At 63.2% G+C, this 20,086-nt stretch carries 12 protein-coding genes and 1 pseudogene; 5 read left to right on the forward strand and 8 right to left on the reverse strand.

The genetic code is table 11. The features are described from left to right. Positions 1-34: 34 nt before the first annotated feature. From WBP06_RS22735 to WBP06_RS22745, 3 genes are read right to left on the reverse strand one after another with little or no spacing between them, the layout of a single operon-like run. Positions 35-3,082: an efflux RND transporter permease subunit gene (locus tag WBP06_RS22735; RefSeq protein WP_395337401.1), complete on the reverse strand. Its 3,048-nt coding sequence runs from the start codon at positions 3,080-3,082 to the stop codon at positions 35-37. Further along, complete coding sequence (locus WBP06_RS22740; protein WP_395337402.1) at positions 3,082-4,113, reverse strand: efflux RND transporter periplasmic adaptor subunit; 1,032 nt, start codon at positions 4,111-4,113, stop codon at positions 3,082-3,084. Before WBP06_RS22740 ends, WBP06_RS22735 begins: the two co-directional genes overlap by 1 nt. After that, entirely contained in the window at positions 4,110-5,441 is a 1,332-nt protein-coding gene (locus tag WBP06_RS22745) for a TolC family protein (protein WP_395337404.1), read from the reverse strand. The genes WBP06_RS22740 and WBP06_RS22745 overlap by 4 nt, the downstream gene beginning before the upstream one ends. 538 nt (positions 5,442-5,979) lie before the next feature. Here WBP06_RS22745 and WBP06_RS22750 point away from each other — a divergent pair. From WBP06_RS22750 to WBP06_RS22765, 4 genes are all read left to right on the forward strand, one after another. Then, positions 5,980-8,298: a TIM-barrel domain-containing protein gene (locus WBP06_RS22750; RefSeq protein ID WP_395337560.1), complete on the forward strand. Its 2,319-nt coding sequence runs from the start codon at positions 5,980-5,982 to the stop codon at positions 8,296-8,298. A gap of 35 nt (positions 8,299-8,333) precedes the next feature. Next, on the forward strand, positions 8,334-9,797 hold the full coding sequence (locus WBP06_RS22755) for a GH1 family beta-glucosidase (protein ID WP_395337405.1): 1,464 nt from the start codon (positions 8,334-8,336) through the stop codon (positions 9,795-9,797). A gap of 468 nt (positions 9,798-10,265) precedes the next feature. Beyond that, a complete protein-coding gene (locus tag WBP06_RS22760) occupies positions 10,266-11,570 on the forward strand; it encodes a cytochrome P450 (protein WP_395337406.1) in 1,305 nt (434 codons plus the stop codon). Further along, positions 11,567-11,767: a ferredoxin gene (locus WBP06_RS22765; RefSeq protein WP_395337407.1), complete on the forward strand. Its 201-nt coding sequence runs from the start codon at positions 11,567-11,569 to the stop codon at positions 11,765-11,767. Before WBP06_RS22760 ends, WBP06_RS22765 begins: the two co-directional genes overlap by 4 nt. 163 nt (positions 11,768-11,930) lie before the next feature. On the opposite strand, the gene WBP06_RS22770 is transcribed toward WBP06_RS22765, so the two are convergent. The 5 genes and pseudogenes from WBP06_RS22770 to WBP06_RS22790 form a co-directional block, all read right to left on the reverse strand. Then, positions 11,931-12,767, reverse strand: coding sequence for a hypothetical protein (locus WBP06_RS22770; RefSeq protein WP_395337408.1), 837 nt, complete (start codon positions 12,765-12,767; stop codon positions 11,931-11,933). Between the two features lie 3 nt (positions 12,768-12,770). Beyond that, positions 12,771-14,008, reverse strand: a pseudogene (locus WBP06_RS22775) (mechanosensitive ion channel family protein). Between the two features lie 959 nt (positions 14,009-14,967). After that, positions 14,968-16,260, reverse strand: coding sequence for a hypothetical protein (locus tag WBP06_RS22780; RefSeq protein WP_395337409.1), 1,293 nt, complete (start codon positions 16,258-16,260; stop codon positions 14,968-14,970). 102 nt (positions 16,261-16,362) lie between these two features. Next, positions 16,363-17,499 (reverse strand): 3,4-dihydroxy-2-butanone-4-phosphate synthase, encoded by a 1,137-nt coding sequence (gene ribB, locus WBP06_RS22785; protein ID WP_395337410.1) that lies wholly within the window; start codon positions 17,497-17,499, stop codon positions 16,363-16,365. A 23-nt stretch (positions 17,500-17,522) separates the two neighbouring features. Further along, positions 17,523-18,920 (reverse strand): purine-cytosine permease family protein, encoded by a 1,398-nt coding sequence (locus WBP06_RS22790; protein ID WP_395337411.1) that lies wholly within the window; start codon positions 18,918-18,920, stop codon positions 17,523-17,525. Positions 18,921-19,043: 123 nt separating this feature from the next. Here WBP06_RS22790 and WBP06_RS22795 point away from each other — a divergent pair, with 123 nt between their 5' ends. Then, positions 19,044-20,081: an LLM class flavin-dependent oxidoreductase gene (locus WBP06_RS22795; protein WP_395337412.1), complete on the forward strand. Its 1,038-nt coding sequence runs from the start codon at positions 19,044-19,046 to the stop codon at positions 20,079-20,081. Positions 20,082-20,086: the final 5 nt, after the last annotated feature.

Raw genomic sequence — 20,086 nt, forward strand, 5'->3', positions numbered from 1 at the left:
ATACAATTTCCCAATGTTGGTGCCGAGGGGAACCTCAGACTTCAGCAGCCTCCTTCGGCAAGGTCAGGCGCACCAGCACGGGCATCGCCAGCAGCACCAGCGGATATTGCAGCAGCAGCCCGGCGATGATGGCGATGGCCAGCGGCTGCTGGATGCCCGATCCCTGCCCGATCGCCAGTGCCAGCGGCAGCAGTGTCAGGATCGCCGCCAGCGTCGTCATCGTAATTGGCCGCACACGGTTGCGGCTTGCTTCCCGCGTGGCCTGCGCGGGCGGCATGTGGCGGGACATTTCCTCGAACTCGGAGACGTAGAAGATCGCCATCTCGGTGCCGATGCCGATGATCATCGTCATCCCCATCAAGGCCGTGATGTTGAGGTCCACGCCCGCCAGCCACAGCGCGGTGAACACCGCCGTGGTCGAGAGCAGCGAACAGCCGATGATGATCACCGGCAGCCACAGCCGGCGATAGAGCACCAGCAACAGGATGAACTCCGCGATCAGCGCCGCGCCGAACACGCGCATCAGCCCGGCGAAGGCGATCTGCTGCTGCTGATAAAGGCCGCCCATCTCATACCGCGCGCCGGGGGCCAACACGCCGGGCTTGTCCAGCGCGGCCGTAACGTCCGCAACCGCGGTGCCGATCCCGCGCCCCTGGATACGCCCGGTGACCGCCACCATCGGTTCCAGGTTCTCACGCGCGATCTGCGGCTGGCCCGCCACCGGCGTCAGCGTGGCGACGCGCGAGAGTGGGAACAGGTGCCCGTCGCTCGCCCGGATCGGCAGGCGCGCCAGTTCGGTCTCGCTCATGGTCGTGGCATTGGGCAGGCGCACGCGCACATCCACGCTCTTGCTGGCCTGCGGCAAAGTGGTGGCGACGGTGCCGGTAAGCGCGTCGGAAAGCTGCGTCTCGACATCGGCCGGGGCCACGCCCTCAAGCCCTGCCCGCACCGGATCGACCGCCACGTCGATCGCGTCCCCCGCCAGTTGCACGCCGTCCTTCACCTCCACCACGCCGGAAATCCCGGAGATGACCTTGGCAACCTTCTGCGCCTGCGCCTCCAGAGCGGAGGGATCGGAGGAGAACAGTTTCACCTCGATCGGCTGCGGAACGGCGGTGAGATCGCCGATCAGATCTTCCATCAGTTGCGCCACTTCGACCTCGACGCCGGGCACCTTCACTGCCACTTCATCGGCAACGGCGGCGGCAAGGTCTTCGGTCGGTGTCGCATGATCCGGCTTCAGGCGCACGAAGTAGTCGCCGTGGTAGCTTTGTCCCAGATCCCCGCCAAGACCGGTGCCGAGGCGGCGAGAGAACGTCAGCACTTCCGGATTGTCGCGCAGGATCCGGTCCACTTGCGCGATCTGGCGCGTGCTTTCGTCCAGCGACGTGCCGGGCGCGGTGTAATAGTCCATGACGAAGCCGCCTTCGTCGACCTTGGGCATGAACCCGGTGGGTACGTTGCTGTACCCGATGTAGCCGATCACCAGCAGCGGCACCAGGATCACGCCCAGCAGCCATGGCTTGCGGCCCAGCGCATCGAGCGCGCGGTCGTGCGTGCGGCCCAGCCGCCCCTCTCCCGCCGCGCCGGGATCGCGCCACTTGTCGAAATCGACCAGCCACCGCACCAATACCGGCACCACGAAAGCGGTCATCGCCCAGGATATCGCCAGCGCCGCGGCCATCGTTACCGACAGCGCCTTGGAGAACGCACCGGTCACCCCGGTCAGGAACGAGAGCGGCAGGAACACGATCAGCGTGGCCAGGCTCGATCCGGTGAGCGGCGCCATGAATTCGCGCGCGGCGGGGAATACAGCCGTCTCGCCCGCAACTGCACCATCCTGCCCGACGGCGCCGGCGCGCCGGGCGATATGTTCGACCATGACGATGACGTCGTCGATCAGCAGGCCCACAGCCGCCGCGATGCCGCCCAGGGTCATGATGTTGAAAGACATGCCCAGCGCGCTCAGCACCAGAACCGTTGCCGCCAGTGTCGCCGGCACCACGATCGCCGCCACCAGCGTCACCCGCCAGCTGCGCAGGAACCACAGCAGGACCAGCCCGGCCAATACCAGCCCGATCAGCACGGCATCGCGCACGCTGGCGACCGAATGGGTGACCAGCTCGCTCTGGTCGTACCAGTTCACCAGCCGCACGCCCGACGGCAGTTTCAGGGCCTTCAGCTTGTCCTGCACCTGTTGCGAGATCTGCACGGCATTGCCGTCCGGCTGCTCATAGATGTTGAACAGCACCGCCGGCTTGCCATCCTCTACGATGCGCTGCCATTGGGGGACCGTGCCGTTCTGCACCGTTGCCACATCACGCACGCGCACGATTCCAGCAGGATCGGACTGGACGACGATCTCGCCGACCTGTTCCGCGCTCGGTACGCTGCGATCAGCGATCACCAGAGAAAGGCGGCCGCGATCCTGCACCTGCCCCACCGCGCTCAGGACGTTGCCGCCGCGGATGGCAGCAGCAAGGTCCGCCATCGCCAGATTATGATCCGCCAGTCGCTGCGGATCGGCCAGCACCTGCACTTCGGCCGTCTCGCCCCCCTGCACGCCCACGCGCGCAAGGCCGGAGATCGAGGAGAGCAGCGGCGTGATCTGATAGCGGGCGAAGTCCTGCAGGGCCACCGGATCGGAGCCATCGGACACCAGCGCGTAGGAAATGATCGGAAAGACCGTCGGGTCCATGCGCCGCACGTCGTACTGCGTGCCGGTGGGCAGCGTCGGCAGGATGCGTGCGATGGCGGAATCGACCATCAGCGTGCTGGAAACCATGTCCCGGCCCCAGCCGAAGTCGATCGAAATCTGCGCCGAACCGCGACTGGTTTCGGATCGAACATCCTGCACGCCGGGCACCGCGCGGATCGCTTCCTCCACCGGGCGGGTCACGGTCAGCGCGGTCTGGTCCGCCGGGCGGCTGCCCGCATCAAGGTCCACCACCACGCGCGGGAAAGAGACTTGGGGGAACAGCCCTATCGGCAGCGAATAGGCCGCGATCAGGCCGGCCAGCGCCATCGCCAGCGCGACAAGGATGAAGGCTCGCGATTGCGAGCGCAGCAGGCGTTCGATCATTATTGCCCCCGCCGCACAGCATCACCGTCGTTCACCTGATAGGCGCCCTCGACGATGATCGGCCGACCGGCATCGATCGCGCCCTCCACCACGTCCCCCTGCGGCGTGGACAGACGGATCTGCACCGGCACCGCCTTGGCCTTGCCGCCCATGTCCTGAAATACGCGTGCAGGGCCACCCGCAGTGACCACCGCAGCGTGCGGCACGACCCAGCCCGCCACGTCGGCGGTGTGGATGGCCACCTCCATGCCTTCGCCCGGCAGCAGCGCACCGGTTGGAAAGCTCAGGTCGACATCCACCATGCGTGTCTTGGCGTTCAGCATCTGGTCCACGCGCACCACTTGCCCGGGAACGCCGGTACCGCCCGAAAGCCGCTTCATCTCGGCCTTCTGCCCCGCCGCGACCCTGCCGCGATCGGCGGGATCGATGCCCACCGTCACCAGAATGCCCCCCGCGCGGGCGATCGTCATGATCGGCGCGCCCGGCTGGGTGCGATCCCCGGGAGCGGCGGTGACGGAAGAGACGACCCCCGCGAACGGCGCCGTCAGCGTATGGGTCGAAGCCCCTGCCCCTTCCGCCGCCAGTCCGGCCAGGGTGGTGCGTGCATCGGAAAGCGCCTTGTCCGCCTGTGCCAGTTGATCGCTGGTCGCAAGGTGCTGTGACAGGAGGTCGACGGTGGAGCGGCGTTGCTGTTCGGCCGCCTTCACCGCAGAGACCGCCTGCAGATAGGCGCTGCGCGCGGTCGGCGCGACAGCGAAGGTGCCCAGCACTTGCCCGGCCCGCACTGCCGTGCCCGGCGTCACCGCAAGCGATGTCAATTGCCCCGGCTGCGCCATGCTGACCGTCACCATGCCCGCTTCCGACGGCGCGGCGGAGCCATAGGCAGTGATCGTCGCCGGCAGAGTGCCGCGCACCGGCCGGGCTAGCGTGACCAAGACGCTGGGCGTGGCCGCACCTTCCTGCTTTTCGCCACCGCTGCATGCCGCGAGCGCAAGCAGCGCGGCGACGGACGCCAGCCTGCCCGCGCTCATCGGCGCGCCTCCACGGGCTCGGCCGGCAGATCCATGGTCGGCAGGCCAGCCCCCACCAGCGTCTGAATGGCGATCTGGCGATCGAGCAAGGCTGTCTCCAGCGTCATGACTTCCTGTTCCCGGGCAAAGCGGTTGGAGACGAGATCGAGGTAGGCCCGCTCGTCGAGATGGGATGTGGCGAAGGCCTTTTGGGCGTTGTCGGCAGCAGCGCGGACGGCGGGCAGATCGTGCCGGGCGACCTGCAACTGGGCCGAAAGCTGTTCGGCTTCGGAAAGCATCGCGCCGACTTCGCCGGTGGTCGCCGCCAGTCGCGCGGAATATTCGGCATGAAGCTGCGCGCGACTGGCGTTGGCGATGGCGACATTGCCCTGGTTGCGATCGAAGATCGGCAACCCCAGCGTGACGTCCGGCCCGCCGCTGATCACTTTCGAATTGTCGCTGGCGATGCTGCCGCCCAGTACCAGGTCCGGGAACTGGGCCAGGATCGCCTGTCGCACATTCTCGTCGGCCGCCGCGTAGCCCAGCCGCAGCGCCAGCAGGTCCGGCCGGCGCCGCGGAAGATCGCCAAGCCCGGCCCTGATCCCCGCCGCATCGAAAGCGGGCAGGTCCACCTTGTCCGCCAGCCGCAATTCGGCATCGGGCTGCAGACCGAGCAGAGCATTCAACTGATGCCGCAATGCAAGCTGATTCTGATCCAACGTATCCAGCGCGCTCCGCGCCGACCGGAGAGCGACGCGATCCGGCGCAACGTCCGAAAGCGTCACCGTACGCGCGGCCAGCGCCTTCTCCAGCCGGGCGTTCCTGTCCTGCAACTGTTCGAACGCGGCCAGATAAAGCGGGCGTGCGCGTGCGCCCATGATGAGGTCGGTGGCCAGTTGCCGTGCCTTTCCGGCGATCTGCCATTCCTGCCACACTACATCGGCCGCGACCTGCCCTTCCGCATCCTGCGCGGACCGGCGGCGGGACTTGTACGTGATCAGCGCCTTCACATCCTGCGCCAGGCCAAAGTTCCAGCCCGGCACGCTTCCCGCGCCGGAGATCAGCGGCAGGAACGCCGCCGTCAGCGACGGATTAGGCAGGATTCCGGCCTGCCTGGTCTGCCCCGCAGCAACATCGCGGCCCAGCCTTGCCGCCTTGAGATCGGGATTGTTGGCCAGTGCCAGCGCGACCACATCCTCGACACCCAGCGGGGCAATCGATGCAGGCGCTGCGGCCAGCTCCCGCGCGCTGCCTGCCAGCGGTGCCGATTCCGGCAGCGGCAAGGGCGAATAGTGCGCACAGCCGGCAAGCGCCGCGATTGCGGCGCAGGGTATCAGCCTGACCGTCATTCCAGCCCGCACTCCTGTCATGCCCGTTCCGTTTCGGCGCTTCATGGGCACGGCTTTATCGCAAGGAAGGTTTGCCCTTGGTGATCCCAACATTGGGAATTCCTAATGTTTCGGACGGCCCGATCAGGGCGCGTGTCAGAGATATTTTCCTTGTTGTTTCTTATTTTACGGCAATCGAAATGGGGTGGCGTAGCCTAGCAAATTGCTGCGGGTGCCATCACCCCAATGCCATGTAAGCCTGCGTGGTTCAGGTACGAAATTGCCGCTCCGGAACGAGCCTGCAATTTTGTCGGCCTATTCCAGAAAATCCAAGGAACGCCCCCTCGACATTGAAATTTGATAGCGCTACCAGACACTCAACGAAGAGCAGTCTGGGGGGCAGGATGCCGGAACATCCGTGGAGCAAATCTCTGCGGGGGGTTACGGGACCAACCTGATCGCCAGCCTCCCCTCCAGATGCGCATCCAGCGCCGCCATAAGAAATCGGGAAAGGTACGACATGACTTCACCAGTTGTCCGCATCGCAAGCAAGGCCGCAATGTGCCTGGGCCTTTCGTGGATGGCGCTCGGAGCTGGCGTTGCGCATGCTGAGCCGTTTGCGCTGCTGGACCGCAATGGAAGCCGCGTTTCGGTTGAGCCTTACGCACCGAACATCGTGCGCGTGACCATCGCCCTCGATCCCGCGCTTGCAAGCGGCGCGCCCGGCGAAGGACCGAATGCCAAGTCCGACGCCGCCGGATGGACGCACCGTGCCGACGCTTCAGGCGATATCTACGCCTCTTCGGCCTTGACGCTTACGATCGACGCCAAGCCCTATCCGCCTGCTCCGTCGATGATGGAGCGGTACTTCGCACCCTCTCTGCCGCCGGTCAGCCTTTCGGTAACCGGTGCCGACGGCACGCTGCTCACTCGTATGAACGGCTGGGAAATGGCGCCGGTCACCGTGAACGGCGAAAAGACTTTCAAGGTCGGCGCCAGCTTCGATGCGCCGCAGGATGAGCACTATTACGGCCTCGGCCAGAACCAGGAAGGCACGCTGGACCTTCGCGGCCGCCAGATCGATTGCGCGCACAATTACGACGCACCGGCAGGCGAAACCGTGTGCGTGCCGTTCATGGTCACCAACAAGGGCTACGGGATCGTCTGGGACAATCCTGCGCGCACGACCGTCTGGCCGGGCCTTCACGGCAGCACCCGCTTCCAGTCGCAAGTGGGCGAGCGCGTCTCGTTCTTCGTCATCACCGGCAAGACCACCGATGAACTCTACGCCGGCTATGCGAAATTGACCGGCCAGACCCCTCTGCCGCCCAAGGCCGCGTTCGGCCTGATCCAGAGCAAGGCGCGCTACGAAACGCAGAAGGAACTGCTCGATATCGCGAACGGCTACCGCCAACGCGGCCTGCCGCTCGATGTCATGGTGCTCGACTGGTTCTACTGGTCGCGCATGGGCCAGCTCGATATCGACCCCACCTATTTCCCCGATCCCAAGGGCATGAACGATCAGCTCAAGGCCATGGGCATGCGTTCGATCATCAGCGTATGGCCGCGCTTCGAACGTGAATCGCGTTACTTCGACATGCTTTCGGCAAAGGGGTGGCTGCTCAAGGACAAGGACGGCAATGTCGTTGACGGACTGCCGGTTCGCTCGGATCGCGCCGGCGCACTGATCGACAGCACCAACCCCGATGCCCGCGCATGGTTCTGGGGGAAGCTGCGCGACAATATTGCCTCGCAAGGCTTCGACTGGTTCTGGCTGGATGAGACCGAGCCCGATCTGGTACCGGACGGCTTCTTCTATTCGATCGGTTCGGGTGACCGCTACCACAACCTCTTCCCCCTCCTTCACACCAGCGGCGTTGCCGAAGGCACCGAGCGGGATCGCCCGAACTTCCGCAACCTCATCCTCTCGCGCGCGGCCTATCTCGGCTCGCAGCGGACTGGCGGGTTGTTCTGGTCGTCCGACGTCCGCTCGACATGGGACGCGCTGAAGCGCCAGGTGCCGGCGGGCCTTGGCTTCACCGCGACCGGCCTTGCCTACTGGGGCAGCGACATTGGCGGCTGGCAGTGGCCCAACGGCCCCAAGGCGCAGCATCCCCTGCTTGTCGACCCGACCGGCGCGACGGCAATGGCGCCGGACTATGCGGACTATCCCGAGCTGTTCGTGCGCTGGTTCGAATACAGCGTCTTCACGCCGACACTGCGCATCCACGGCCAGCGCCCCGGCACGGCGCTGTGGCAATACGGCAAGGCCGCCGAGCCGATCCTCGCCGACAACCTGCGTCTGCGCTATGCCCTGATCCCCTACCTCTACGCCTTGGGCCGGCACACTTACGAAACCGGCGCTCCGTTCATGCGCGCGCTGTTCATGGACTTCCCGAACGACCCCAAGGTGGCGACGATCGGCGATCAGTACATGTTCGGCCCTGCGTTCCTGGTGGCCCCGGTGACCGAACAGGGGCAGACGAAGCGCTCCGTCTATCTGCCTGCCGGCTCCGCCTGGTACGACTACTGGACCAACCGCCGATATGAAGGCGGTCAGACGATCGAGGCAGACGCACCGATCGAGCATATCCCCGTCTTCGTGAAGGCCGGCTCGATCGTGCCGGTGGGCGCCCAAATCCCGAGCACCGCCTCGAAGCAGGCGCTCGAATCCATCCGCGTCTATCCGGGCGCCAATGCCACCTTCACGCTCTACGACGATGACGGCACCACCAATGCCTACCGCAGCGCGAACGGCAAGGGCGGCCGCAAGGCAGAACTCGTGTGGGACGACAAGGCGGGCAAGCTCACTAGCCGTCAGGCGCTGCCCACCGGGCAATCGCTCGACGGTCTCGTCAAGATCATGGCCGGGCAGTAAGCCCGCATCGCCGACATTTCAGGGAGACAGGATCAATGACCGGATTTAACCGCCGCCAGTTCGGCAAGGGCATTGGCGCCGCCGCGCTGGGCGCAGCGCTGGGTGGACAAAGTGCGACCGCGCAGGCGCTGGCAACCGCGCCGACTGCCGGCGCGGCCGCAGATGGCCTTGCTTTCCCGTCGGACTTCCTGTGGGGCTGCGCTACCGCAGCCTATCAGATCGAAGGCGGCGTCAAGGAGGATGGCCGCGGCGAAACGGTGTGGGACGTGTACGCCCATACGCCCGGCAAGACCACTGACGGCGGCACCGGCGACGTGGCTTGCGACAGCTATCACCGCTATCAGGAAGATATTGCGCTACTGAAGGCGCTGGGCGCCAAGTCATACCGCTTCTCGGTGGCGTGGTCGCGCATCTTCCCCTCTGGCAAGGGCAAGCCGAACCAGAAGGGGCTCGACTACTACAACCGCCTGGTCGACGGTTTGCTGGCGGCCGGCATCGAACCGCATATGACGCTGTTCCACTGGGACCTGCCGACCGGCCTTCAGGGCGGCTGGCAGTCACGCGATACCGCCTATGCTTTTGCCGACTATGCCGGTTTCATGGCGGGCAAGATGTCCGACCGTGTAAAGCACTTCATGACGGTAAACGAACTGCGCTGCTTTACCGACCTTGCCTACTGGAACGGCAACAAGGCCCCTGCCCTACGGCTGCCGATGGATCAGGTGAACCAGGTCCGCCATCACGGCGTGCTGGCGCACGGGCTCGGCGTGCAGGCGATCCGCGCGCACGCGAAGGCCGGTACGCAGGTCGGCCTTGCCGATAACGCCACGATCTTCGTGCCCGCCATCGAGACGCCCGAGCACATCGAAGCGACCAAGAAGGCCATGCGCGAGGAGAACGCCATGTTCCTCACCGCGATCATGGAAGGCCGCTACATCGACAGCTACCTTGCCGCACAGGGCAAGGATGCACCCAAAGTGCAGGCCGGAGACATGAAGGCGATCGGCAGCCCGCTCGATTTCGTCTCGCTCAACGTCTACACCTCCAATACCGTGCGCGCCGCCGACACGGCGAGCGGCTATGAGATCCTGCCGCACCTCGCCAACTCGCCGCGAATGGCCTCGCCGTGGCTGAACGTGACGCCAGAAGCTTTGTACTGGTCGATCCGCACGGTCAGCGAACTGTGGAAGCCAAAGAAGCTCTACATCTCGGAAAACGGCTGCTCGGCCGACGACCCAGTTGCCCAGGACGGGAAGGTGTACGATGCGGATCGCGTCATGTACCTGCGCAACTACATCACCCACATGCACCGGGCGGTAAGCGAAGGGTATCCGATCCAAGGCTACTTCCTCTGGAGCCTGATGGACAACTTCGAATGGGAAGACGGCTATACCAAGCTGTTCGGCATCCACCATGTCGACTTCCAGACCCAGAAGCGCACACCGAAACTCAGTGCGGATTGGTACCGCGAACTGATCAAGGCCAACAAGCTGGTTTGAAATGATGTGGGTTACGGCTTGATCGGCATCAGCGATCAAGCCGTTAGCTTTTAGAGTTTTCCCGGCCGATTTCCAATTGTCGACGTAAGAGTCCGTTTGAAAATTCGCCAAAAGCGAATTTTGCGGCTCTTAAAATGCCCCATCAAGGCATTTTCAAACGGGCTCTAAGCTGTATTCGGTCGAACGCTTCGCTCAAACGGGAGCTGGCTCCACGCGATAGCGTTCGACGATCACCCATCCCCCAAGATTGCACCCAGGCCCATCGCCAGGGACAGTGGTTCTTGCGGGAATGATCCGCCAATTGGCGGCAAGCCGCGCTGTCCGGCTCAATCGCATGGGCGAATTCAGCCCCAGCCGCGGATCGCCAGAACACTGACAAGAATTATCGGGTTCTCAACATCGCCGAATGGGCTAGAAGATGTTGAACGGCTGTACAGCGGAAAATCAGAGTCAGCCCGGGAGATTGGCATGAACGGGATGCAGCGCAAATTCGAAGAGTATGACTTCTTCCGCAGCAACGAATTTATCGACGATCCCTATGCCTATTTCGATTACCTGCGCGAAACGGGCCCTGTGGTGCGCGAACCTCACCAGGGCATCGTCATGGTCACCGGCTATGAAGAAGCGCTGACGGTCTACAACGACATCGAGAACTTCTCGTCCTGCATGTCTACCACGGGACCGATCGCAGGTGTTCCCATCCCATTGGAGGGACGGGAAAACGATGACATCTCGCAACTGATCGAGGAGTATCGGGACAGGACGCCGTTTAGCGACCAACTGCCGACCATGGACCCGCCTGTCCACAGCGACCATCGGGCTCTGTTGATGCGCCTGATTACGCCGCTGCGCCTCAAGAAGAACGAAGAGTTCATGTGGGAACTGGCCGACCAGCAGATCGACACGTTCCTGGCCCGCGGAAAGTGCGAGTTCATGGGCGACTTCGCCGGGCCCTTCGCCGTGCTTGTGATTTCCGATCTGCTGGGCGTGCCGGCCGAAGATCGGCAGGAGTTCCGCAAACACCTGCTTCGCCAGGAACAGGAGCGTGGCGGCGCCGTCGTGGGTGGCACCAGCGAGAAGGAGGTGGAACACCTGCCGCTTGCATGGCTCTATGAGAAGTTCTCCGGATACATCGAAGATCGCCGCCGCAATCCGCGTGGAGACGTGCTGACCGGGCTTGCCGAAGCCACTTTCCCGGATGGATCCGAACCGACGCCGCTCGACGTCGCGCGGATCGCCGCCAATCTCTTCGCGGCAGGCCAGGAAACGACAGTGCGCCTGCTCAGCTATGCCTTCCAGCAGGTGGCAGAGCGGCCTGACCTCCAACAGCGCTTACGTGCGGACCGCAGCCTGATCGCCAATTTCGTCGAGGAATGCTTGCGCCACGAAAGCCCGGTGAAGGGCGATTTCCGCCTGGCCAAGAAGCCGACCACCCTCGGCGGTGTCGATATACCGGCAGGCACATTCCTGTTCATCGCCAACGGTGCAGCAAACCGCGATCCCCGGATGTTCGAGCAGCCTGGCGAATTCCAGATCGAGCGGGCGAACGCGAAACTGCACATCGCTTTCGGCCGCGGCCGTCATACCTGCCCCGGTGCGCCGCTGGCTCGTGCCGAGACGATCGTTGCCCTCAACCGCTTCTTCGACCGCACCGGCAACATTCGGATCTCCGAAGAGGTTCATGGACCGCGTGGAGCGCGTCGCTACGGTTATCTGCCGACATTCATCCTGCGCGGATTGACCCATCTCGGCCTGGAGTTCGACCCGGTATGAAAGTTCGCATCGATGAGGAAATCTGCGCAGGCTTCAGGGTCTGCCTGGGCATCCTGCCCGAACTGTTCGAAATCCACGACGATGGCTACGCCGTGGTCTTGAGCGAGCAGGTGCCCAGCGAGTTCGAGGACCTTGTGCGCAGAGCGGTCAGCCAATGCCCTTCGAATGCAATATCCATCAGTGAGGACGTCGGGTAGGATACATTCCACGATCAAATTGGCGATCCTTGGAGCCGGACCGCCACCGATCGGTTCGGCGCCTTCCAGAGCAATTTCGGACCCCATTGCATCGGATCAACGGCTGTAAGATTTTGCCGCGTTTTCCGGGTCTTCAGGCGATTCCACCTGATTGGTAAGCGCTCTAGCTGCGCTCACATGGACCCAGCGCCGCCACGACCATGCGATAATCCGAGTAGGCCTGTTCCTTCGCCGCAAACGTAGCCGACGTGTAGGCACTTTGTTGCGGTGATGCCGGCAAGAAACAGGCCAGATTGTACCAATCGAGCGTGTCCGGAGCAGGCGGATGCAGATCGCCTCCGGTCAATTCGGAAAACGATACGCCCCAGGTTTCCGGCTGGCCGGGAACATGACGCACGGCGATGGTGGCAGGCCCTCTTTGGGTATCGAGAAAAATCTGCGTGCGGCCCTGCCCGGCAAGATTTCCAGCTACGTAGTTGAGCTCCCTGACCCGCGTTACCGGCGCGGATGTCGGGGCCGATACCAAGGCGCGAAGAACGGAACGCAATCGGCTCTCCCTCTCGGGGGACCAGAACTGCTGCGCCGTGGGTTCAACCAGCTTTATCTCCTGCGGATGCCCGGGAACGAGTGCACCGAACAGGAAAACATCTTTTCCTTCCAGATCCGTTGCCCCCGATGCCGAATTTGCCGGCAGATCCACCAGGTAGCGCAGCGAGCCGCCGATGCCGCTTTGGCCGTACAGCAGCGCACGCGTGCGGGCTTCGGCGTAATAGCGCCGATGGGTCGACGAAAGCGAACCTGGCGCCGCGGCAGTCACCGGTTCCAGATGCGTCACCCGCGCCAATACGACCATCGCGGCCTTCTTCGAAAGTTCGACCGTGTCCACATACGTCCCCTGATCCGCCGAACCGGATCGGACCTGGGCAAGCGAGATGTTCGGGACGATCGAGCAGGCCATCGCGACGAGACCGGTCAGCAGATTTTGACGAAGGGCACGCATGGATCAAAGGTCCTGTTGGATGGGTGGGGTGGCGGGCGAGCGGAATTGGCGTTCCGCGCTAAACCCTACAGCTTGCCCGAGAAAGGCAAAATCCGATCCTGTCGGACGCTGGAAGATCTTGAGACCGAATTCGGGCATGATCGCAATCAGATGATCGAAGATATCGGCCTGGATATCTTCATATTGTGCCCAGACAGTGGTTGCGGCGAAAGCATAGATTTCAAGTGGCAGGCCATGCTCACCGGGTGCGAGTTGCCGCACCAGCAGGGTCTTGTCGTCGGCGATGTCAGGCCGGGCCTTCAAGTACGCCAGTGCATAGGCCCGATAGGTACCAATATTGGTGAGACGCCGTGCATCCAGGATTTCCTTCGGCGCGTGCACGTGGTTCCATCGGCGTATCTGTTCCTGACGATCGCGCAGATAATCGTCGAGCACACCGAAACGCGCGAGGTTGGCAAGCCCGGCTTCATCAAGGAAGCCGATCGAGTTCTGGCGATCATCAGGGCACGCATGATACGACGCCCACCTGATTCCGACATTCCCCGCCAGTTCCGGAAGCTCTCCGTGATCAGTCGATGCGTTGGGATTGTCGTGATCGTCTTGTCGAAGTTCTGGACCTTCACCGTATGGAGCGCGATGTCGATCACATCACCGTTCGCGTCGAGTTTCGGCATCTCGATCCAGTCGCCCACGCGCACCATGTCGTTGGAGCCGATCTGAACCGAGGCGACCAGCGAGAGGATGGTATCCTTGAACACCAGCAGCAGCACGGCAGCCATCGCACCAAGCCCAGAGAGGAGCAATAGCGGCGACTGGTTCATCAGCGCCGCCAGCATCAGGATCGCGCCGGCGGCATAGACCAGCAGGTTGGCGACTTGGACATAGCCCTTGATGGGCCTGTTTCCCGCATCGGGCCGTCGCTGGTACAATTCGTTGCCGAGCGTGAGCGTCGCGGTCAGCGCTAGCGCCAGGGTCAGGATGATGAAAGCGGCGCAAAGGCTGTGCACGAAGCCAACCAGATCGACCGGCAGGCCCGGAACTGCAGCGATCCCGGTTTGGACGATCAGAGCGGGCAGAATACTGGAAAGTCGCGCGACAATCGCGCCCACGTGTCGCGCTTCGGCCTCGAACGGGCTGCGTCCGAGCACGCGCAGCACACCCCTGAGTACAATGCGCTTGGCTACCCAGTTCGCAAGGCAGGCACCTGCGGTCAGCGCAAGCAGGGCAAGGCCCGTCTGCATCCAGGGTTGGCTGGCCCAGGGCAGATCAATGCCGAGGAATGAAAACGTCGATGCGGAAGTCTGGGAAGGCAAGGAAAATCCTGAAGGAGGATGACGGGATATTGGCGGTTGGGGTTCGAGGAAAGGGTTTGCCGGCGCATCCGGCTTCAAGCGCAGCGCTAAAAGCTGCAGAACAGGCGGCGATCAGCGCCGATCCAGACCGACGACGGCGGCGGCTGCCAATCGCACTGGGTTTGCATCCATTACCACAAGAGCTTCGCAAGGGGTAGGTCCGACAAAAAAAGACGAGATATCGGTAACCGATCCGGGGCTCATGGCGAGGTCATGGAGAGGATTGAGCAGCTTCGCTGCCGGAGACAACCGGCGTTTTCGATCAAATGCGGAACTATCGCCCCCGCCGCTCCGTTCCGTTACCAAGGAGAGCGACCATGGATAGTCGAACGCCCACAAACGCCTCGGGCCGAAAGCCATCCGAAGGCAACGATGGGGAACCCAAATATGCCCCAAAGCACGGCGTGCATGAAGCCGTTTCCTCACATCCAGCGACCGATCCCAATCAGCAGGATCCAGACGAGCGAAGTGATATGATCGCGGAGCGGCGCAATCCTGGCATGCATGGCGGCGGGGGTAACTCTGGTTGGAAACCATCCCGCCGTCGATAACCAGTCATGGTGCAGTTTGCTGCCGCAATCACCAACAAGATATCGCTCTAGATATTGCTTAATTTGAAAAGCAGAGCGCGAATAGCCCGGACTTCCAGGCCATGTTTGCCAAAGCTCCATCGGCGAGGTCCACGGTGGCGTTCCGAACTTCGTCGTTACAGGAAGCGAACCGGAAAGCGCATCGCGCCTATCAAAGTACGCGACGGGCCTTTCGGGCCATCATTCTGCGTGCATTTTTGCCTCTACCGGTAGTGAAGGACGGTTGATTGGATAACGGCCCTGCACTCCACGGGTTGTTTAGAAATAATATCCGAAGATCATCATAAAAGCGGCCTTCCATTTGTTGTCGCCGCCCTCTGCCGCGCCGGAGATGAATTGGCCTGCCCCGACGTAGGGATCGTTGCGGCCGACCAGAAACTCGGAATAGACCTTGATCCTGCCCTTGTCCTTGGCGGTCCAAACTGCGCCCAGGTCGAAACGCTCGCTGTCCTTGAACCCGGCCGCGTCCTTCATGAAGCGACCGTAGTTGGCATAGACGAGCACGTCGAACGGCAGAGTGCCGGTATTGATGGTTCGGCCGATCTCTCCGAAAGCATAAGTACCTTTGGCGGCGATGTTGTAGCTGGCATCGAAGCCGCCGACCGTAATAATGTCATTTCGGCCGGGATTGCGCGGATCGATGTCCTGCCGCGCGACCAGTGCCTTGGCGCTCCAGGGGCCGTGGCTGCCCGTCAGGCTGAAGGCGAACAGGTGCTTGCTGCCTTCCTTGCCGGTGTCGAAGTTGTAGATACTCGAAACCCAGGCGGAGGCGGTTGCCTTCAGCGTGGTATTCGGCTGGTTGACCAATGCATACTGGACATTGCCGATCACCATCTTCCGCTCATCGTTCTGTGAGCCGTTGGGAACATAGCTATCAGCCCTGGCGATGTTCGTCGAATAGCGCGCGGCGTCGCGACTGATGCCCATCACGGCAGGCCCGCTACCGGGAAAGAAGCCGAGCTCGGCCCGCAGGTTCGAAGTCTGGCGCTTGTACTTGATGCCGAGGTTGTAGACTTCCTCCATGCCATAGACGAAGCCGAGGTCGTCGAGGATCGAGGAGCCCCAGTAACGGTCGTCGAACGGCACCGGCTGAACGCCAACCGTGACGCTGTCCTCCTTGCTCAGCTTGGCACCGGCATAGGCGTACATCAGGAACTGGACTTCGCCGGGATAGCCCTCGTAACCGCCGTTCTTTCCGTAGAGGAAGCTGGCGCCGTAGAAGCGATACTGCGCGGCACCGAAGAACTTCGCGGAATCGTAGTCGGCGGTAAGCGCCAGCGTATCGAACGAGAGGTGGTTGGAGGTCCGCCGCTGGCCCGCACCGTCGACATCGTTGAAGCGCAAATCGTAGCGACCGCGCAAGGCCGCGCCGATGTTCAGCTTCGCCTTCGTGGGCGCGTCCGATCGCGTGGCCGGAGCAGGTTCAACGGGCGGTGCGGGTTCTACAGTCGGAGGCGCGCAGGTCGTGCCATCGGTGGCGCCGGGGGTGCAATCGGGGATCGTCGCCGGTGCCGAAGCAACCAGGATCACGGGAGCGAGGACGGGGAGCATGACTGTTCCTTTGCCGCAGGGCAGCCGCAGCGGGGGATGACGGGAATGTCGAATATGCGTTTTAGGCGGCGCCCTTGCGGGGCCGGGCCCTATGACGCGGTTTTATTGGCCCGGTTTTATCGGCCGCTCGCCTTCGATAGAGAGCCCATAGCCGGCCAGCGCCACCGGGGTGCGATGCGTGTTGGTCAGCAGGACCATCTTCTCGATCCCCAGGTCCGTCAGGATCATCGCGCCCACGCCGTAATCGCGCAGTTCGTCCATGTCCGCCGGCGACAGCGTTCCTGCCTGCGCCTTCAGGGCCATCGTGAAACGGTCGTTGCGCGCGCGGTTGATGGCGATCACCACCCCGCTGCCTTCCTCCGCGATCGTCTGCATGGCGGTTTCAAGGACGCCCGATCCGCCATTTTCACCGGCGAAGATATCGGTGAGCGTGGAGATGACGTGCATTCGCACGAGCGTCGGCCGGGCAGGATCGATCCTGCCCTTCACGAGCGCGATCTGCTCGGTATCGGTGGCGCGGTTGCGATAGGTGATGGCCTGCCATTCGCCGCCCCAGCGGCTGTGAAAGCGGGCCTGGGCTGTACGCTCGATCAAATTGTCGTGGCGGCGGCGATAGGCGATGAGATCGCGGATCGTGCCGACTTTCAGGCCGTGAAGCTGCGAAAAGGCAAGCAGATCGCCAAGCCGGGCCATGGTGCCGTCCTCGTTCATGATCTCGCAGATCACGCCCGAGGGGTTGAGCCCTGCCAGCCGCGCCACGTCGACCGCTGCCTCGGTATGGCCCGCGCGGACCAGCACACCGCCTTCGCGGGCGATCAACGGGAAGACATGCCCGGGCGTGACGATCTCTTCACTGCCCTTCGTACCGTCGATGGCGACGGCGATAGTGCGCGCGCGATCCGCCGCGGAGATGCCGGTTGTGACGCCGACTCGCGCCTCGATAGAGGTGGTGAAAGCCGTGCCATATTGCGTTCCGTTGCTGGGGCTCATCAGGCCGATGCCAAGCTGGCTTACCCGTGCCTCCGTCATGGCCAGGCAGATCAGGCCTTTGCCATAGCGCGCCATGAAGTTGATCTTTTCCGGCGTTGCCATCTGCGCGGGAATGACAAGGTCTCCCTCGTTCTCGCGGTCCTCGTCGTCGACAAGGATGAACATGCGGCCGTTGCGGGCCTCGTCGATGATTTCCTCCGCACTCGAGAGGAAGGCTTTGATATCGTGTTCGGGGGCAATAGTGGCCATGTCGCTCTCCCAGGTTTGCGTGTTCATTCGGCCGGCAGCGGCTGCGCGGCGTCCGCGTTCCGGCCGGCGCCAAGGGCAAGGTAGACCGCCGTGGTCACGATCGGGGCGATCAGCCAGCCCACGTCGACACCGCCCATCGCCGCAGCGAGAGGACCGGTGTAGATGCCGCTGGCAAGGAACGGCAGCTGCACCGCGATGCCGGCGATGTAGGCCGCCGCCGCCTTCAGATCGATCCGGCCGTAGATGCCGCCGTCGGCCCGAAAGAACGAGTCGATGTCATAGTGGCCTTTCCGGATGAAGTAGAAGTCCACGATGTTGATCGTGGCCCAGGGCGCCAGCACGACCATCAGGCCGATGACGAAGCCGATGAAGCGGGGAACGAAGTCGTCGGCTGAGGTCGTCGCGATGACCAGGCAAACCGCCAGCACCAGGGTCGAGAGCACGACGCGCGCCTTGCGGCCCGGCTGCCACGAGGCAAAGAAAGTCTGTGCCATCGTGATGAGCGACAGCACTGCGCCGTAGATGTTGAGCGCGTTGTGGCTGACGATGTTGAAGACGAAGAGCGCCATCAACACCGGTGCCAGCATGCCCGTGGCGCCGCTGACGATGGCCATGGGATCGGCGCCGGCAGGAGCGCCGGCAACGGCCACGGCGCCCAGGGTGAACGATGCGCCTGCACCGAGGGCAGCGCCCGCGAAGCTGGCCAGAAATGGCGCGCGGATACCGACGCTGGGCGGCAGATAGCGCGAATAGTCGGAGGTGTAGCAGGCGTAGGAAATGTGCCAGACCGCTGCGAGCGAGAACATCGCCAGCCAGCCGATCATGGACCCCTGGCCCTGCGTCCAGAGTTCGGACGGCATGAGCGCCACGAGGTTGGCGAAAGCGAAGATCAGGCCTGCACCCATGAACCACATGCCCACGCGGTTGAGCAGGTGGATCACATTGTAGCCCAGGATGCCGATACCTGCGGCGGCTAGCGCGCAAAGCGCGGCACCGACCGGCAGGCCCACGGCGGGCTGCAGCGCATGAACCGACTTGGCGGCCAGAACGATGTTGGAAATGAAGAACCCGACGTAGAGCAACGTCGCAAAGGTCACCACCAGCAGTGCGCCGTAGCGGCCGAATTGCCCCCGGCTCTGGATCATCTGCGCCAGCCCCATCTGCGGCCCTTGCGCGGAGCAGGCGCCGAGAACCAGAGCGCCAACAAGATGGCCCAGAATGATCGCGGAAATGCCCCAGGTCAGCGGCAGGTGATAGACCTGCACGGCCATGGCGCCGGTAACCACCGGCAGCGGAGCGATGTTGGTCGTGAACCAGAGCGTGAAGAGATCGCGCACCTTCCCGTGCCGCTCGGTCAGCGGCACGAAGCCAATGCTGTTTTCCTCGATCACGCCGGCCGAGGTATCGCCCGCTTTAGCCATGCTTCAGTTATCCTCTTGCACCATCGTTTTTGTGGTATACCATCGGACGGTATTCTTGCTTCGAGCGAGTCGCAAGAGAAATTTTAAGCCTCGTCCAGAGCGAGGCAGGGAAAAGGATGGACGATGAAGTTCTCGATCTTTCTGCACATGGAGCGCTACGACGCTTCGGTTTCGCACCCCAAGCTCTTCCAGGAATTGCTGGAATTGTGCGACATGGCGGAAGCCGGCGGCATGGACAAAGTCTGGATCGGCGAACACCATTCGATGGAATACACCATCTCGCCGAACCCGATTCCGCTGCTCGCGGCCGTCGCGGGGCGCACCAGCCGCATCCGTTTGGGCGCCGGCACCTTCATCGCCCCGTTCTGGCATCCGATCCGCATGGCGGGCGAAGCCGCGCTGCTTGACGTGATCAGCAACGGACGTGCCGAAGTGGGCCTAGCGCGCGGCGCTTACCAGTTCGAGTTCGACCGCATGCTCAACGGTGTATCCGCCACCGATGGCGGCCGCTATCTGCGCGAGATGGTGCCCCTGCTCCAACCGCTGTGGGAAGGCGACGTCGAGCACGATGGCGATATCTGGAAGTTCCCCACCTCCACCAGCGTGCCCAAGCCGGTTCAGGCCCGTCCGCCGCTGTGGATCGCCGCGCGCGACCCGGATTCGCACAAGTTCGCGGTCGCCAACGGTTGCAACGTAATGGTCACGCCGCTCGCCAAGGGCGACGCCGAAGTGGCCGATCTGATGGGCAAATTCGAAAACGCGATAGAAGCTGCGCCGGAAATCACCGAGCGGCCCAAGATCATGGTGCTCCAGCACGCCCACGTCCACACCGGCGACGACGACTGGCAGGCCGCGGCCGAAGGCATCTCGTTCTTCTTCCGCTCGTTCGGTGCGTGGTTCGGCAACAAGACGCCGCCGGTCAACGGTTTCCAGACCGCCGTGCCGCCGATCAACCCGGAAAAGTTCCCCGAATACGTGCCGGAAACGCTCCGCAAGAATGTCATGATCGGCAAGCCCGACGAACTGATCGAGCGCCTGAAGGGCTACGAGGCGCTGGGCGTCGACGAATACAGCATCTGGGTCGATAACAGCCTTTCGTTCGAGGAAAAGCGTGAATCCCTACGCCTCTTCATCGATGAAGTGCTTCCGGCTTTCGCCTGATCGAC

The sequence above is a fragment of the Novosphingobium mississippiense genome (assembly GCF_044029535.1).
Classification (GTDB): Bacteria; Pseudomonadota; Alphaproteobacteria; order Sphingomonadales; family Sphingomonadaceae; genus Novosphingobium.